Source organism: Streptomyces sp. NPDC058632 (genome assembly GCF_042717095.1).
In the GTDB taxonomy this organism is placed as follows: Bacteria; Actinomycetota; Actinomycetes; order Streptomycetales; family Streptomycetaceae; genus Streptomyces.
Window position 1 is genome coordinate 1 of sequence record NZ_JBHXQZ010000204.1, and the last position, 1,685, is coordinate 1,685.

Consider the following 1,685-nt stretch of genomic DNA (forward strand, 5'->3'; position numbering starts at 1 on the left):
GATGTGACCGGTGCGCCTGTGATGTCGGTCGGGTCCATGGCAGGGCGGCCGGTGTCGGCGGATCAGTTGGGTACGGCGTCCGGTGATGCGGGTGCGCTGTATGGCATCGAGTGGGTGCCGGGGGTCTTCGATGCGTCTGCTGCGGTGTGGGTGCCGTGGGAGGAGGTGGCGGAGGCCGAGGTCGTGCCGGAGGCGGTGGTCCTGGACTGTGGTGCCGATGCTTCTTCGCTTGCCGGTGGTGATGTGCCGGTGGGTGTGCGGTCGGTGGTGCACCGGGTGTTGGGTGTGGTGCAGGAGTGGCTGGCCGGTGAGCGGTTCGCGGGTTCGCGTCTGGTGGTGGTGACGCGGGGTGCGGTTCCGGTCGGTTCGGCCGGTGATGTGGTGCAGGCTCCGGTGTGGGGTCTGGTGCGTGCGGCGCTGGCTGAGAACCCGGGCCGTTTCGCCCTGGCCGATGTCGACGCCGGTGCGGACGCCGATGTGGATGCTGCAGTGGCGGCCGTGGTCGCGGGTGAGTCGGAGGTGGCGGTGCGCGGGGGTGCGGTGCTGGTGCCGCGCCTGACCCGGCTGCCGTCGCCCGAGTCGGAGGGCGAGGCGGACACGGGCGGTACGGTCCCGGCACTGGACGGCACGGGTGTGGTCCTGATCACCGGTGGTACCGGTGGTCTGGGTGCGGTGGTCGCCCGCTATCTGGTGGCCGAGCGTGGGGTGCGGGACCTGGTCCTGACGTCCCGGCGCGGCCCGGACGCGCCCGGCGCGACCGAACTCACCGCCGAACTCACCGCGCTCGGCGCGCGGGTGGAGATCCTGGCCTGCGACGTGTCCGACCGGGACACGGTCACCCACCTGGTCGGCTCCCTGGTATCGGACCGTGGTCTGCTGGCGGTGGTGCACGCTGCCGGTGTGGGTGACAACGGCCTGGTGGGTGCGTTGTCGCCGGAGCGGGTGGATGGTGTGCTGGCTCCGAAGGCGGATGCGGCGTGGTGGCTGCACGAGGCCACCCGCGGTCTCGATCTTGCCGCGTTCGTGCTGTTCTCGTCGGCCGGTGGTCTGGTGCTGACGGCGGGGCAGGGCAATTACGCGGCGGCGAATGTGTTCCTGGACGCGTTGGCGGCGCGTCGGCGGGCGGAGGGTCTGCCGGCGACGTCGATGGCGTTCGGGTTCTGGGACGTGGGCGCTGGGCTTGGCCAGTATCTGAGTGAGGTGGACCGTCGGCGGATGGCGTCGCAGGGTCTGCCGGTGCTCTCCCACGATGCGGGGCTGGCACTGTTCGCGGCGGGCCTGGACCGAGGCGAGGCCACGGTCGTCCCCCTGCGGGTGGACACCGCCGCCCTGCGCACCCGGACCGACGACGTCCCCGCCCTGCTCCGCACCCTCGCCCCGGCGATCCGACGGCAGGCGGCCTCCGCCGCGACCGCCGTCACCCCGGCCGACGGTCTCGCGGACCGGCTGGCCAGGCTTACCGCCGGTGAGCGGCACCGTACGGTGCTGCGGCTGGTGCGGTCGCAGGTGGCGGCGGTGCTGGGACACGGCTCGGCCGAGGCGATCGGAGCCGACCGGGCGTTCCAGGAGCTGGGCTTCGACTCGCTGGCCGCGACCGAACTGCGCAACCAGCTCAACCACCTCACCGGACTCCGGCTCCCCGCGACCCTGGTCTTCGACCACCCCAACGCCCTCGCCGTCACCGA

General features: G+C 72.6%; 1 protein-coding gene. It reads left to right on the plus strand.

Translation table 11 applies throughout. The features are described from left to right. Window positions 1-36: 36 nt before the first annotated feature. Window positions 37-1,685 (plus strand): beta-ketoacyl reductase (locus ACFWVE_RS34975; protein WP_384023285.1); only part of this gene is annotated, 1,649 nt, incomplete at its 3' end.